Below are 14,069 nucleotides of genomic sequence, written 5' to 3'. Positions count from 1 at the left end.
CGCTCTCCTCAGGCCTGTTGCATCGACTGCGCCATACGCTCGGCGGTGGCCAAGGCAGCGGAGGTCATGATGTCGAGATTACCGGCGTAGGCCGGCAGGTAATGGGCGGCGCCTTCGACTTCGAGGAACACCGAGGTCTTCAGGCCGGAGAATGTTCCGAGGCCGGGGATGTTCAACGGTGCGTCGTCGGGAATCACGTCGAACTGCACTTTTTGCTTGAGGCGATAACCCGGCACGTAGGCCTGCACGGCGGCCGCCATTTCGACGATGGACGCTTCGACCAGTGCCTGATCCGCTGCTTCGGACAACACGAACACCGTGTCGCGCATGATCAGCGGCGGCTCGGCCGGGTTCATCACGATGATCGCCTTGCCCTTGGCCGCGCCGCCGATGACTTCGATGGCCTTGGAGGTGGTCTCGGTGAATTCGTCGATGTTGGCGCGGGTGCCGGGACCGGCGGATTTGCTGGCGATCGAGGCGACGATTTCGGCGTAATGCACCTTGGCCACCCGCGACACCGCCGCGACCATCGGGATGGTCGCCTGGCCGCCACAGGTGACCATGTTGACGTTGAGCTGATCCAGATTCTGCTCCAGATTGACCACCGGCACGCAGTACGGGCCGATGGCGGCGGGCGTCAGGTCAATCAGGCGAATGCCGGGGTTGATCGAGCGCAGGAAGGCGTCGTTCTTCACGTGGGCACCGGCCGACGTGGCATCGAAGACGAAGTCGATGTCCTTGAACACGTCCATGCGGGTCAGGCCTTCGACGCCTTCGTGGGTGGTGGCCACGCCCATGCGCTGGGCGCGGGCCAAACCGTCGGAGGCCGGGTCGATGCCGACCATCACCGCCATTTCCAGGTGCTTGGCGTTACGCAGGATCTTGATCATCAGGTCGGTGCCGATGTTGCCGGAGCCGATGATGGCGACTTTGAGTTTCTTGTTCATGATCGTGTAAACCTCAATCAAAACGTACTGAACAGCTGCCAATTCCCGCGATGCTGACCCGCAGGTTGTCTCCCGCCACCACCGGCACCATCGCCGACAAGGCACCCGAAAGAATCACTTCACCGGCCTTGAGGCTCATCCCTAAACGGCCCAGCGTATTGGCGAGCCAGGCCACGGCGATCGCCGGTGAACCCATGGTCGCGGCGCCTGCCCCAGTGCCGACAATCCGGCCGTTTTTCTCCAGCACCATGCCCGTGGTGTAAAGGTCCAGATCCCGTGGGCTGACCAGCCGATCGCTGAGCACAAACACACCGCACGAGGCGTTGTCCGCCACGGTGTCCTGGATCTTGATTTTCCAGTCGCGAATGCGCGAATCGACAATTTCGAAACACGCCATCACGCCTTCAGTGGCGCGCAATACGTCGGCCACCGTGATGCCCGGTCCGGTCAAGTCGTGCTTGAGCACAAAGGCGATTTCGCCTTCGGCTTTGGGCTGGATCAGCCCGGCCATGGCCACGCTAGCGCCCGGATTGACAACCATGGCGTCGGTCAATTGACCGAAATCCGGCTGACGCACGCCGAGCATGTCCATCACCGCTTGACTGGTCACACCGATTTTCTTGCCAACGATTCGCTCACCGCCGGCCAGGCGGCGGCTAATGAGGTGTTGCTGGATCTGATACGCCTGCTCGAGGGTCAACTCAGGATGGCTTTCGGTCAAAGGCGCGATGGCCTGTGCCTCGATCAAAGCGTTGAACAACTGGTCACCCAGGTGCTGCGGATTGAGTGTTGATGGGTTCATGGAACGACTCCTGACAGTAGGCAAAATTATCGGCGCAGGTGTTGGGTAATGGCGTCGTAGCCGGCCATCGCACATTCGCAATCCTGGTCTTCACTGGCGCCGGAGACACCGATTGCACCGACCAGGCGGTCGCCCAGTTGCAGCGGCAAGGCTCCGCCCATGGGCACCAGCCGCGGCCGCAGAATCAAACATTGGCGGACATGCTCGGGGGCATCACGCAAGCGCTTGCCGACATCGGCCGTGGGCAAGGCGAAAGAAACCGCGGTCAGGGCCTTGTCCTGGGCCAGATCGATGGTGTGCAACGGCGCCCCGGCGCTTCGACCGAACGCAAGCAGGTGCCCGCCAGCGTCCAGTACCGCAACGCTGACTCGCCAGCCATGTTTGCCGGCATACAGCAGGGCCGTATCCAGCGCCAACCGGGCAGCCGCCATGCTTAACGGGTCGGCCAACTGGGTATCGGCAAACGAAGTGTCCAGACTCATACGCAGATTTCCTTGAGAGAGGTTGCCGGCTGCGCGATCGGTTTCGCCGGATGGAGCAGGTAGCACGCCAACGCCGGTACCAGGACCAGTGCCACCAGCATGTTGCACAGGAACATGAAGGTCAGCAGCACACCCATGTCCGCCTGGAACTTGATCGGTGAGAAGACCCAGGTGACGACCCCCAGGGACAGCGTCAGACCGGTGAAGACCACCACCCGCCCGGTGAACATCAGCGCCTGCCGATAAGCCATCGCCAGGCTCTCGCCACGGCGTAACCAGAAGAGCGTGACGCTAAGGATGTACAACGCGTAGTCCACGCCGATCCCTACGCCCAATGCCACCACCGGCAAGGTCGCGACCTTCAGCCCCATGTCCAGCTGGACCATCAGCGCCTCGGCCAGCAATGACGTGAGGATCAACGGGAGCACCGCGCAGAGCACCGCGCGCCATGAGCGGAAGGCAATGAAGCACAACAGCGTCACCGCCAGATACACCCCCAGCAGCATTCGCGTGTTGGCGCTTTTCACCACAATGTTGGTCGCGCTTTCGATCCCGGCATTGCCGGCGGCCATCAGAAACGTGGTCTGCTCGTCGTTGTATTTTTCAGCGAAGGCGGCGCTGGCCTTGACCACGGAGTCGAGGGTGTCGGCCTTGTGATCCTTGAGGTAGGCATAGATCGACAGCAAGCTGCAGGTGCCATTGAACAGCTCGCGCGGTGAACGCATGGCGGCGGCGTTGATCATCGATTGGTTGGGCGGCAACTCATCCCATTTGAAGTTGCCTTCGTTCATCCCGACGTTGATCTTGCGCGACAACCCGGCGATGGATTTGGTGGTTTCAACGCCGGGCAGTTCGCGCAGGCGCCATTCCAGCTCTTCGACCTTGCGCAAGGTCGAGTAGTCGACGCATCGGCCGGCCGGGGTTTCGACCATGATGACGAACACGTCACTGCTGGCCTGGTAATGCTCAATGATGAACCGGTTATCAAGGTTGTAGCGCGAATCGGCGCGCAGCTCTGGCGCCCCCGGATCGAGGTCGCCAACCTTCAAATCCTTGCCCATCCACAATGCGCCGAGCCCGACGGCTACCGCCACAGCGATCGCCACGCCTGCCGAACGCCGATGGGTGAAATGCCCGAACAGACGCACCAGGAGTTGCGGCGCCTGTCCTGCGACCGGGGTCTCATGCTTGAGACTGCGGGCGGCCGCGCGCGGTGAGACACCGGTGAACGAGAGCATGATCGGCAACAAGGCGAGGTTGGTGAACACCAGGATGCCTACACCCAGACTGGCGATCAGCGCCAACTCCTTGATCACCGGCACATCGACGATGGACAGCACCGCAAACCCCACAACGTCGGCCAGCAGCGCGGTCATCCCTGCGGCAAACAAACGGCGGAAGGTGTAGCGTGCCGCGATCAGCTTATGAGTGCCGCGCCCGACATCCTGCATGATGCCATTCATCTTCTGCGCACCATGGCTCACGCCAATGGCGTAGACCAGAAATGGCACCAGAATCGAGTACGGATTCAGTTCATAACCCAGCAGCGGCAACAGACCGATCAGCCAGATCACACCGATTAGCGTGCAGCTCTGCACCACCAGGGTACTGCGCACGCAACGGGTGAATTGATAGAGGATCGCGCTGGTGATCAACACCGCCGTGGCAAAGAACGCCAGCACCGCATACAGGCCATCGATCAGGTCGCCCATGACTTTTGCGAAACCGATGATGTGGATGTCCACACCCCGTTGTTGATAGGTGTCGCGCAACGTTTCCAGGCTGTCGGAAAGTTGCTTGTAGTCCAGCGCCTGACCGGTTTTCGGGTCTATTTCCAACAGTGGCAAGTAGATGATGCTCGAACGCAGGTCGCCCGCCACCAGTTGGCCGATTTCTCCGGAGCGCTCGACGTTGGCGCGCAACTCCTCCAGGCTTCGGTCGTCGCCGTCAAAGCCGTCGGGAACCACAGGCCCACCGTCGAACCCTTCTTCGGTCACCCCTTGCCAGCGGGTCGCCGGGGTCCAGAGCGAACGCATGAAGGCTCGGTCGACACCGTTGAGCAGGTACAACTCGTCGTTGAGCTGGCGCAGGGTTTCCATGTAACGGGCATTGAAAATATCGCCCTCATCACGCATCGCCACTGCCACCCGTAACGCATTGCCGGTGCCTTTGAGGTCGCGGGCATGCTCCAGATAGTTGAGCGTAAAGGGATGGTGCGCGGGGATGGTTTTCAAGTAGCTGGCATTGAGCCTGACCTGGCTGGCGGCAACGGCCAGCAACACCGTGACCATCAGGCAGAAGCCGACCACCAGGAACCGGTGATTGAACAGCACGCGTTCCAGGCGATTGCCTGAATACTTGTCGAAGTCCGACAGGGAGGCGATAGCGGTAAAGCCATCTGAATTGCTGATAGCCATTGTCAGTTTCCTTTTTCTATACCGCCCGACTCAGCGCAACGCGCTCGGCGGGAAACGAGTGATGCCCTGGGTACCGACAGCCAGGCTGCCGCCATCGGGCAAGGCCAACAGCGCGATCAGCGGGAAGCGTTGCTCAGGCGCCACCGGCCGAAAGCTGCGACCGTCGTCATGACTGAGCCAGCCTTGCCCCGACTCATCCGCCAACAGCAGCGAGCCGTCGCGCAATTGAGTCGCCGCCGTCAGGCTCTTGCTCGATGCCACGGCCACCGACTGCCAACTGGCGCCCTGATCGCTGGAGCGGAACACATGCCCGCGCAGACCAAACGCAAGCAGGCTGTTGTTACGCGTGGCCAATAGGCCAAAAAAGCTGCCGTCATAAGGGCTGGCGAAACGCTTGAATCCTTGCAGGTCATGGTCGACGCGCATCAGAGCGCCCTGCTCCCCGGCCAGATAAATCCGCCCACCCAAAGCTTGCACCGCGTTGAGGTGTTGTGACTCGCTGCCGTTGAGTAACGCCAGCGCAGGCTGCCAGCTCTGACCAGCGTTTTGTGTGCTGAAGGCCAAGCCGTAAGCCCCCAGGGCCAACACGCGTCCATCGCCCTGGCACTGCACGGCCAGAAACGGTTTGTCGGCGCCTTCGACCACCAGGCGGCGCGCTTCATCAATCTGCCCGGGGTCCTGGCGCACCTGCAAAATCGCTTGGGCGGCTTGCTCACCCTGCAGTTGCCGCGCCCAGTGAGCGCCACCATCGCGGGTGGCGAGGATCACCCCGCGATGGCCGACAGCCCAACCATTGAGGGCATCGGTAAAGCAAAGCCCGGTCAGGCTGACCGAGACCGGAACACTGGCTTGCTGCCAGTGCTGGCCTTGATCATCGGAGTAAAGAATGGCGCCCCGCATGCCGGCGACGACCAGTCGCTCGCCGGCCATCGCCGCGGCATTGAGTGAGGAATGGCTGGCCAGCGTTGAGAGTGGCGCGTTCTGTTCCAGCGTGTCGGCCACCTTCCGGCTACCGGTGCTGTTGGCAGCTGATGCCAGCTCACCAATCACGCCCAGGAGTAGCAGGCACGCCAACGCATATTTGTGTGTATTCACCGCATACCTCCGGTCAGACAGGCGAGCCCCGCCGAGAAGCCAGGGCTCGCTAAGAACATCAGCGTGCGCTCATCTTGGTCAGCGACTCGGGCGAGAAGAAGCTTTCACGACGACGGTCGGTGATCGCGTATTGCTCGTTACCCGCATCCCCCAGCGCGCAGTTGTACATCCAGGCCTTGGTACGATGGTCATGGAAGAAACCGGTGCAGTAGTTCACAGTCGCCGGGATGTCCGGAGCCACGAACGGCGTCGTCATGGACGTACGCCACAACGTGCCTTCGGCGTCCCAGCCGTCGATGATCGCGTTACCCCAGTTGTCTTCGTCGTAGTAGAACTTGCGCTTGGGCACCGCATGACGTTTGCCCGCCTTGAGGGTCGCCTCGACCACCCAGACCCGGTGCAATTCCCAGCGCATGTAGTCCGGGTTGACATGACGCTGTGCCATGACTTTCTCATCGGCGTTGGCCAACAGTTGGTTGCTGTTGTACGGAATGAGCATTTCCTTCTTGCCGATCAGCTTCCAGTCATACCGCTCAGGCGAGCCGGACCCGCCAAAGTTTTCATCGACGAAGTTGACGCCGGAGGCCACGGGGTTAGGCGTGTCGAAGTTGATGCTCGGGGCGCGACGTACCCGGCGTTGACCCGACAGGTACTGCCACAACGTTCGACCCTGCACGTAGTCCGTCACGTTGTGAACCATCAACGCCTCACCCGCACGGAAGGCCGGAGCGTATGTCAGCTGGATGGCCATCATGTAGTTGATGCCCGAAGACTCCGCCGAACCCTCCTTGAAGTAGTAGGGATACTGGGCTTCGTCTTCGGCTGCCGTGGCCAACACTCGCTGGCCGTCGGCAGTGGTGGTCCAGACCTTGTACTTGCTGTGGGTCGACTCGCCACGCCACAGCAGTTGGTGGTTCCACTGCACTTCTATACCGGACTTGGGGATCGGGAACGGCACACCGCCGTAAGCCCCGTGAACCACCAGACCGTCACTGTCGAGCGTGGCGTTGGTCGCGTTTTTCAGGGTGTTGTCGTACACCCACTGCGGAGCCGATGCGGTGCGACGTGTCGGGAACACGTCGATACGGAAAGTCTGCGGATTGTCCTTGAACAGCTGGATCACGCCGTCGCTGAGCTTGTCCTGATACTTGGCCAGGTTGGCGGCGGTGATGGTGTACAACGGCTTGTCCTGAGCGAACGGGTCGAATGTTCGATGGCCCTGTTGAAAGCCCGCCGGCACCGTAGAGTAGCCACCGGTCCAGGCTGGAATGCTGCCATCCGCATTGCCGGCACGCTCGGCGCCCATCGGCGTCAGTGTGCTTTTCAGTGCCTGGGCGTCCACCGCGCTGACAGCTGCACAGGCAGTCATGGCAGACAGGGAGAGCGTGAAACAGGTCAACAACTGAGCGATTTTATTGTTATGCATTGTTCAATCCTCAGAACGTGTGGGAGACGCTGAAGGACACGAAATCCCGATCAGCATTCGTCTGTTTGTAGGTTTTGATGCCGTTGATGTTGATAGGCGCTGAAGCACCGTAATAGCCGTTGTAAGCCAGGGTGAAGGTGACCGACTTCAGGTAGTCCGCCGTCAGGCCGATGTTGTAATCGCCGCCTTTGGCCTGGCTGAAACCGCCGACCGCTGATGAGCGCCCGTCTATGCCGTAGCTAAAACCCATTGGCACGGAGAGGTCGACGCCGTTCATGACCTGGAAGTAGGTCGGGGTAAAAGCGACACGAATAGCCGTGGCATCGCGCGTGGCATTGGGGTCAAGGTTGTCGAGATTCTTCTGGACACTCAGGGTGCGGTTCCAGGCCAATTCTCCCAGCAGGCTGGCGGTATCCCAGAACGCACTGGTCGGCATGATGTAAATCATGTTGACCTGGGCGTGGGCGGTGCGGCCCACGGCATAGAGCGGGTTGCCGTCGTTATCGCCGTTGCCCGCCAGGTCGGTCATGGTCAGGCTGACCAGCGGTGCGTTATCGCGCACCGAGGTTTCAAACCCGATGTTGACGTCACCAAAGCCGCGATTGGCGCTGAAGCCATAGGCGCGGATGTCCTCGGGAAACACCAGCATGTATTCACCGATCTGGTCCGGGCGCCCGCCCGCACCGATACCCGGACGCAGTTGGGTCTGGAAGCTCTTGTCGTGGTAGTTGATGGCGTACAGGCCGAAATCGGTGTCCAGGGCCTCGGAGCGGTAGCGCAACTGCACGCCCCACTGACCGCTGTCACGCGCTTCGATGTCTTTACCACGATAGAAGGAAGCCGCTGGTACGCCGTCCGGCAGACGCCCCACGACGATCCTTTCACCGCCTTCGTCGAGCAGGTCGGCCGGGCTGAAATAGCTGCCGGCCCCCGGAATGCGGGTACGTTCCCACTCGAACTGGTAGTAACCGCCGACCGAGATCGTTGGAGTGATCTGCAATTGGGTGGAAAACTGTTTGACCGGTAGCGCAAGCTCCTTGAACTGAGAGTTGGGAACAGTCAGCGCACGCACCGCATCGATCGGTTGCTGGCCTGCGGCGATGCCGTTGTTTCCGTAAAACAGGCTTTCGCCATAGATCAACGAGTGCTGACCAAGGCGCGACACGCCCCACATTTCATCGCCGATGTCATAGTTGGCGTAGACAAACGCATCGCGAAACTCCGCGTCTCGCCCGTGCAGGTCGCGGGTATCCTTGGTGAACTGGTCGTAACGCACGCTGTAGGAGTTGACTGTACCCGGTGAGGCGTTGTCGTTGCCCTTGTTGTACACATCGTCATACCAGGCCGCGCCGGTGACGCGCGCGCCGACCTTCTGGTAAGAGACGTCAAACTCCGAGAACAGGTCCAGGCGATTGGAGATAAGGCCTTTGTTGAAATTTCGGTCGCCATCATCCAGGTTCGCATCCGCGACCAATTTGTCTTGCCGGTCCTTGACGCGCCAGGCGCTGGAGTATTTGACGTTGGTATCCAGGCGAACCTTCAGGTCGGGACTGCCGGTGTCAAACTCCATCGCGTAGGCGCTGGATAACACTGAACAGCCGAGCAAGGTCGCCGTCAGGCGAGTAAGCCGTAGGCGCTGCTCAACCGCCCGCTGGGTGCCGGGCACTTGTTTTTGATGTTTAGACATGCAAAGACCTCTGCGACAGTAAGCCGTTTTTTGTTTTTATGAGTGACCGCCGAATGAGCGGAAGTCGGGTCCCGCCGGGAGGAGCACGCCCCCTCCCGGTCCAGCGACTCAATCGTTGAGCGATACGGGCTCCAGACCGAACAGCATCGGTGGCAACTGTTGCCCCAACAGATAAGCCCCGAGCATGCCCGCCGTGTCATCCGCGTTCTGGGTTATGTGGTTGGCCGCGGCGATGACGTCGCGCAGGATTCGCTGGAGTGGATTGCTCAGGTAAATGCCACGGGCCGATGTGGCCTTGAACAGCAGCATCACCGCCTCTTCGCAATCGCGACCGACACGGGCGATGTCGAGCATGTAATGCACGCGGTCAGAGACCGGCACCAGTTCGCGCCGCTCGACATAGGCGCTGCTCTCGGCAAGCATTTGCAGCAGCCGCGCACGGGCAGAACGCACCCGAACCACCGCGTTACCCAGGCGATCCTTCACATACGGGCTCAGTGCCGCGCCCGCGCCGTCGGTGGTGTTGGTGCGCACACTCATCTGGCGCACATACTCATCGATCCCACCCTGGGCGATGCCCACGATCAGCGCCGAAACGGCACCGAAGAAGATCTGGTTGAACGGATACAGGTAGTTCGCCGGACGCTCGCTGTAGGTGTACTGAATCAGGCTGTGGGCGCGGTGATGGGGAACGAACGCATGCTTGATCACCAGGCTCTTGCTGCCGGTGCCCGCCAGGCCGAAGGTGTGCCAGTCGTCTTCGATCACCCATGCGGAGCTGGGCACCAGCATCGACAGGCGATCAATCACCTGACCGCTGGCATCACGCCGCAGGCCTCCGAGGAACGCCCATTGGCCGTGATCGCAACCGCTGGAGGTTTTCCAGGTGCCGCTGATATTGAAGCCGCCTTCGACTTCCTCAACCTTGCCGAACGGCGGGTAAGACGAGGCAGTGATCACCGCGTTGTCTTCGCCCCAGGCATCCAGGCAAGCCTGTTCTGGCAAGGAGCCGTATTCCCACTGGTGGATGCCCAGGATCATCATGTTCCAGGCACTGCTGCCGCAGCCACGACCCAACTCCATCAGGACTTTGTAGAACACCGCGGGATTCATCTCCCAGCCGCCATATTGGCTGGGTTGGAGGATCTTGAAGAAACCGGCGTCAACGAACGCCGCGATGGTCTCTTTGGACACCATGCGGTTCTGTTCCACCGAATCGGCTTTTTCCATCAGCATCGGGATCAACCCGCGCGCGCGCTCCAGCAATTGCGCTTCGCTCGGAATCGCTTGGGTATCCACAGGCTCGGTTGGCGTGACGAAGTTGTTCATAGGTCTGTGATCTCTTGTTTATTGTTGTATTTGCGTGTCGCAAGTGGTCAGGTTTCACTTGAGCGCAGCGAACCTGCTGTTGAAGTACACCAAGGGGCCGTCCTGCTCCTGTTGCCCCCGGACGCCGACCACTTCTCCGATGAACATGTCGTGAGTACTGGCCGGAATCACTTGTTCCAGCCGGCACTCGAAACTCACCAGTGCGTCTTCGAGCAACGGCACGCCGGTGACCCCCGACTCCCAGCAGCCTTCGGCAAAACGCGCTTCGCCGCTGACGCCCTCGACCATCCCGGCAAAGCGCTTGGCGATGAACTCCTGGTCATGGGCCAGCACATTGATGCTGAACGCGCCGGACCGTTGAATCACTTCATGGGCGCGAACATTGCGGTTCACGCAGATCAGCAGGCGCGGCGGGTCGGCAGTGATCGAACACACCGCCGTGGCGGTCAGCCCGGCTCTTTCGCTGTCACTGCCGCTGGCGATCACGACGCAGGCACCCGCCAGATGGCGCATGCCTTTACAGAAGTCAGCGGTAGCGACTGTGGGCGCAATCACCGATGGCGTACCGCTCGATTGAATGGCGTTTAACATCTGGAAAACCTCGCTGTTGCGCAGGCACGGATGGCCTTGAATGCTGTTCACTGCACGGTCAGGCCGGCAGCTCGCTGCTGGTCAGAGAACGATGTTGCGTTTGTGACCCCAGTCGCTCATCTTGCTGAACGCCTTGACTTCCCAATGCCGGTCGTCGATGACCACCCCGCCCCAACCCATTTCGAAGTTGAAACCCGAAGGGGTCTGGGCATAGAAAGAAAAGGTCTTGTCGTTCGGGTGATGACCCAACTCAAGAATGATCGGGACACCCGCCTTGACGCAGCGGTCGTAGGCCATGCCAACGTCGTCCATGTTCTGGACCTGCACCATGAAATGGTTCAGCACCTTCGGCGCGGGGGCCTGAGCGGTGGCAATGGAGTGATGGCGGCCTGTGGCGGTGTGAAAGAAGGTGGCGTCGACCACCATGCCAGGCTGTACTTCCTCGCGGATGTAATCGCTGACTCGCAGCTTCAGCACATCGGTGTAGAACTTCACCGTCTGCGGGCCGTTCTTGGCAAACGGCAGGATGTGGCCAATGCCCAGTTCGCCGGTGACGAAACCACCTTTGAGCACTGTCGAATGGAACACATCATTGAGGCCCGCTTCGGCGTGACCGAAGAAAAACTCGTGGGTGAAGCCGTTCGGGTCCTGGCAGCTGTAAGCCTTTTCGACCCGACGACGTTGCAACAGCTCCCTGGAGAGCGGCTCAATCTGGACGCCTTTGTCGCGCAATTCGGCGACATAGCTTTCCAGCTCCTGTTCCGAGCGCAGTTGCCAGCCAGCCACCAGAATGTCGTCAATCGGATTCTTTTCCAGGAAGAATCGCTGGGCGTATTCGTCCATGCGCAGGGTCAGACCCTGCTCATCGCGGCTGGCGACTTGCATGCCGATAATGTCTGTGGCGAGCCACTGCCATTTATCGAGATCGCTTACACCAAATCCTGCATAGGCCAACGAGTGAATTTCTGCCACTTGCCTGTACCTCTTGTTGTTTTTGTCGTGCTGCCCTGGCGGGGAGTTCCCGTTGATGAGCAGTGGTGACAGGACAAGAGCAAGCGCTGTGCCAGACGTTGAAATTCATTCAAACCAATTAAATACTCCTTTATATTCAATGCATTAAAGATGGCTCTCCGAGTTTCAAGCTCATCAAGTGCTGTGCGAGCGAACCCTTCGGGCAATACGAAAATTCAGAATGTTATGAATTTCATGTAAGGATTTTCGTGATTTGCCCTGGTTCAAAGAAAAACCTTGCGAGAACCCCAGTAAGCGATACCGTAGCAACCATCTCTAGCATCAGCGCCGGCGGCTATTGGCGAGCGCCTGGCATCGAGTTTGCCTTCAATAAATAAAAAACATGGGCTCATCAGATGACAACTTCCCCGATCGATGACACCGAGGCGCCACGCCAATCACGCAGCCGACACGGCATCAACATCATCACTGACCTGCGCTTTCCGGACATGCAGGACCTGGTTGATCGACTCTATTTCAACCCCAAGGAAGGTTTGATCTGGCTGGGCGATAAACGCATGATGCTGATGCACGTCGAATCCTTTGGGGCGTTGCGTCAGGAACTGCTGGAAAGCAACGGCGTGGAATTTACCCGTGGTCTTTTGACTCGGGTCGGTTACCTGACAGGCCAACGTGATGCTGACCTGGCGATCCAGGCCCGTGGCACGGGCAATGAACTGGATATCTGCGCCGCAGGCGGCCAGTTGCATGCCCTGTCGGGGATCGTCGAAGTCGAACCGGTGTGCATCGAGTTCGATCAGGCCAAGGGCTACAAGTACGGTGAATTCACCTGGAAACGCTCAGTCGAGAGTGATGTGCATATCGCCGCCAACGGCGTCAGCACTGACCCCATTTGCTGGATGGAAGTCGGCTACAGCTCGGGCTTCATGAGCCGCCTGATGGGGCGCCACTTGCTGGCCCGGGAAATGGAGTGTCAAGGCTGTGGGCATAGCCGCTGCAGGGTTATCGTCAAGCCGGTCGAGGACTGGGATAACACTGAAGACGATCTCAAGTATTTTCAGCCAAGGGTCACCGATCATCGCCGAGCGCAGCCGACCAGACCGGTCAAGGCCACCACCCTGCCCACCCCCTCGCCCTTCGGCCTGGAGGACAGCGGGACCGCGCAAACCGATTTCGACCGCCCGGTGGGCAGTTCCTCCGCCTACCACATCGCCATGCACAAGATCCTGCGGGTGGCAGGCACCAACGCGACGGTATTGTTGCTGGGCGAGAGTGGCGTGGGTAAAACCATGTTCGCCCACGAGCTGCACCGCAACAGCCTGCGCGCCAACACACCATTCGTTGAAATCAACTGCGCGGCGATCCCCGAGCAGTTGATCGAGTCAGAGTTGTTTGGTGTGCAGCGTGGCGCTTATTCAGGGGCGACCGATCCCCGCCCCGGGCGTTTTGAAATTGCCGATGGCGGTACGATTTTCCTCGATGAAGTCGCCACCTTGAGCATGACGGCCCAAGGCAAACTGCTGCGCGTACTGCAAAGCGGTCACCTGGAGCGCCTGGGCAGTAACAAAACGATCAAGGTCGATGTCCGGGTGATCGCGGCCACCAACGAAGATTTGGCCAGCGCGGTCAAGGCCGGGCGCTTTCGCAGCGACCTGTTCTATCGCCTGAATGTGTTCCCGATCACCATCGCCCCGCTGCGCGAGCGCAAGGATGACCTGCCGCTGCTGCTCGACAGCGTCATGCGTCGGCTGAGTACCCGGCATGGTCGGCAACTGGCCGGTGTGACGCCACGTGCCCTGCAAGTGATTCTGGACTATCACTGGCCAGGCAATATTCGTGAATTCGAAAACGTCATCGAACGCGCAATCATCCTCGCCGATGACGGCGACTTGCTGGATATCCGCCATCTTTCGGGGCTGGACGCCCTGGGTGGGCAGCTCGAGCGCATCGGCACAGTGAGTTGGGATACCGGTCCGGCCATCGGCATTCGCATGCCTGACGTCGTCCCTCCCAGCGTAGGAGCAGCCCAGCAGGGCAATGCCAGTCACGATCAGTTGCTGGCCCTGGTAAAGCGCACGCTACAGCGAGGCCCTGTGCGCCTGAGCGAAATCGAAGAGGTGTACATCGAAGTGGCTATGCAACTGAGTGACAAAAACATCTCTCGTGCAGCCACCCTGTTGGGATTGAGCCGGGCGCAGCTCGACTATCGACTGAAGAAGATGTCGCTGGACGAGTCCAGTGTTTCCCCGTGAATGACCAGCACCGGGATGATCGCCCGGTGTCGGGATGTTCACTCGACAAAACGCCCCGGCCGAGGCCAG

11 protein-coding genes are annotated in these 14,069 nt (G+C 60.2%); 1 reads left to right on the top strand and 10 read right to left on the bottom strand.

Annotated features, from left to right (window positions below; genetic code table 11):
* Positions 1–8: 8 nt before the first annotated feature.
* The 10 genes from GQ39_RS08975 to GQ39_RS08930 all read right to left on the bottom strand — a co-directional run bounded on the left by GQ39_RS08975 (position 9) and on the right by GQ39_RS08930 (position 11,748).
* The gene (locus tag GQ39_RS08975) at positions 9–947 is read right to left on the bottom strand and encodes an acetaldehyde dehydrogenase (acetylating) (RefSeq protein ID WP_047528995.1); all 939 of its coding nucleotides are present in this window, start codon (positions 945–947) and stop codon (positions 9–11) included.
* A gap of 13 nt (positions 948–960) precedes the next feature.
* Positions 961–1,749 carry a 2-oxopent-4-enoate hydratase gene (dmpE, locus tag GQ39_RS08970; protein ID WP_047528994.1) on the bottom strand — a complete coding sequence of 263 codons (789 nt, stop codon included), beginning with the start codon at positions 1,747–1,749 and terminating at the stop codon, positions 961–963.
* A 26-nt stretch (positions 1,750–1,775) separates the two neighbouring features.
* Entirely contained in the window at positions 1,776–2,231 is a 456-nt protein-coding gene (locus tag GQ39_RS08965; protein WP_052193521.1) for a GlcG/HbpS family heme-binding protein, read from the bottom strand.
* The gene (locus GQ39_RS08960; RefSeq protein WP_047528992.1) at positions 2,228–4,648 is read right to left on the bottom strand and encodes an efflux RND transporter permease subunit; all 2,421 of its coding nucleotides are present in this window, start codon (positions 4,646–4,648) and stop codon (positions 2,228–2,230) included. Before GQ39_RS08960 ends, GQ39_RS08965 begins: the two co-directional genes overlap by 4 nt.
* A 30-nt stretch (positions 4,649–4,678) precedes the next feature.
* Positions 4,679–5,743, bottom strand: coding sequence for a WD40/YVTN/BNR-like repeat-containing protein (locus GQ39_RS08955; RefSeq protein WP_047528990.1), 1,065 nt, complete (start codon positions 5,741–5,743; stop codon positions 4,679–4,681).
* A 58-nt stretch (positions 5,744–5,801) separates the two neighbouring features.
* Positions 5,802–7,169 carry a DUF1329 domain-containing protein gene (locus GQ39_RS08950; RefSeq protein WP_047528989.1) on the bottom strand — a complete coding sequence of 456 codons (1,368 nt, stop codon included), beginning with the start codon at positions 7,167–7,169 and terminating at the stop codon, positions 5,802–5,804.
* 10 nt (positions 7,170–7,179) lie between these two features.
* Entirely contained in the window at positions 7,180–8,856 is a 1,677-nt protein-coding gene (locus GQ39_RS08945; protein WP_047528987.1) for a DUF1302 domain-containing protein, read from the bottom strand.
* Between the two features lie 108 nt (positions 8,857–8,964).
* Entirely contained in the window at positions 8,965–10,185 is a 1,221-nt protein-coding gene (locus tag GQ39_RS08940; protein WP_047528985.1) for an acyl-CoA dehydrogenase family protein, read from the bottom strand.
* Positions 10,186–10,239: 54 nt separating this feature from the next.
* Positions 10,240–10,776, bottom strand: a complete 537-nt coding sequence (locus GQ39_RS08935) for a flavin reductase family protein (RefSeq protein ID WP_047538648.1) — start codon at positions 10,774–10,776, stop codon at positions 10,240–10,242.
* 81 nt (positions 10,777–10,857) lie between these two features.
* Positions 10,858–11,748: a VOC family protein gene (locus GQ39_RS08930; protein ID WP_047528983.1), complete on the bottom strand. Its 891-nt coding sequence runs from the start codon at positions 11,746–11,748 to the stop codon at positions 10,858–10,860.
* Positions 11,749–12,143: 395 nt separating this feature from the next.
* Between GQ39_RS08930 and GQ39_RS08925 the strand changes: the two genes are divergently transcribed.
* On the top strand, positions 12,144–14,000 hold the full coding sequence (locus GQ39_RS08925; protein WP_052193520.1) for a sigma-54-dependent Fis family transcriptional regulator: 1,857 nt from the start codon (positions 12,144–12,146) through the stop codon (positions 13,998–14,000).
* The last annotated feature ends 69 nt before the right edge of the window (positions 14,001–14,069 follow it).

It is taken from the genome of Pseudomonas sp. 11/12A, from assembly GCF_000800055.1.
GTDB classification, from domain to species: domain Bacteria; phylum Pseudomonadota; class Gammaproteobacteria; order Pseudomonadales; family Pseudomonadaceae; genus Aquipseudomonas; species Aquipseudomonas mohnii.
The sequence above is the reverse complement of the archived record's forward strand: the minus strand, read 5'-3'. Positions and strand labels throughout refer to the sequence as shown.

Coding starts and splice junctions, on each gene's coding strand:
- GQ39_RS08975 (WP_047528995.1), bottom strand. CDS start 947: ATGAACAAGAAACTCAAAGTCGCCATCATCGGCTCCGGCAACATCGGC.
- dmpE (WP_047528994.1), bottom strand. CDS start 1,749: ATGAACCCATCAACACTCAATCCGCAGCACCTGGGTGACCAGTTGTTC.
- GQ39_RS08965 (WP_052193521.1), bottom strand. CDS start 2,231: ATGAGTCTGGACACTTCGTTTGCCGATACCCAGTTGGCCGACCCGTTA.
- GQ39_RS08960 (WP_047528992.1), bottom strand. CDS start 4,648: ATGGCTATCAGCAATTCAGATGGCTTTACCGCTATCGCCTCCCTGTCG.
- GQ39_RS08950 (WP_047528989.1), bottom strand. CDS start 7,169: ATGCATAACAATAAAATCGCTCAGTTGTTGACCTGTTTCACGCTCTCC.
- GQ39_RS08945 (WP_047528987.1), bottom strand. CDS start 8,856: ATGTCTAAACATCAAAAACAAGTGCCCGGCACCCAGCGGGCGGTTGAG.
- GQ39_RS08940 (WP_047528985.1), bottom strand. CDS start 10,185: ATGAACAACTTCGTCACGCCAACCGAGCCTGTGGATACCCAAGCGATT.
- GQ39_RS08935 (WP_047538648.1), bottom strand. CDS start 10,776: ATGTTAAACGCCATTCAATCGAGCGGTACGCCATCGGTGATTGCGCCC.
- GQ39_RS08925 (WP_052193520.1), top strand. CDS start 12,144: ATGACAACTTCCCCGATCGATGACACCGAGGCGCCACGCCAATCACGC.